General features: G+C 35.3%; 1 pseudogene. It reads right to left on the bottom strand.

The features are described 5' to 3' along the window. Positions 1–158 (bottom strand): annotated as a pseudogene (locus R7093_RS27905) (AEC family transporter); the annotation flags it as partial. Positions 159–524: the final 366 nt, after the last annotated feature.

Raw genomic sequence — 524 nt, 5'->3', positions numbered from 1 at the left:
ATGCTCACTAATGAGGAAAACACCAGAGCTGGCGTGCATACATCGATATTAATTCGATTGATGGGGCGAAAATCAGGTTTGATATGGCGCCCAACAAGATAGCCCACACCGACAAGAGCGAACACAGGAAAAAGAATATTAATGATCTGATTAATCATGGTCGCCTTAGTGTATATGAGGTAGATGTGCGCTTAGTTGGTTAATCAACTAAGTGATAATCACAGTATCAAACCTTTATGCATTGCGTCATGGTGAAACAATGAGAACCGTGGATTAAATCAAGCTTTCTCAAAGCACATTAGCTATATGGAGTGGTCGTACCTTTGAACTAATTGTTACGTATCAAGTTACATACAAATCACTGAAATACCGACAAGTTTTATGTCATGTGTCTGTAAAATAGCCAATCTCTGATATTTTTATTAAATAGTGATTAATGTCGTTTTGTTATTATTGTTTAGTCATATTGACTGGATATTTTTTGTAATTAAGCATTCACTAAACAAAAAATATTGAAATGTCGC

The sequence above is a fragment of the Vibrio sp. 1580 genome, assembly GCF_033340055.1.
This window is presented reverse-complemented; position numbering and strand designations above follow the sequence as displayed.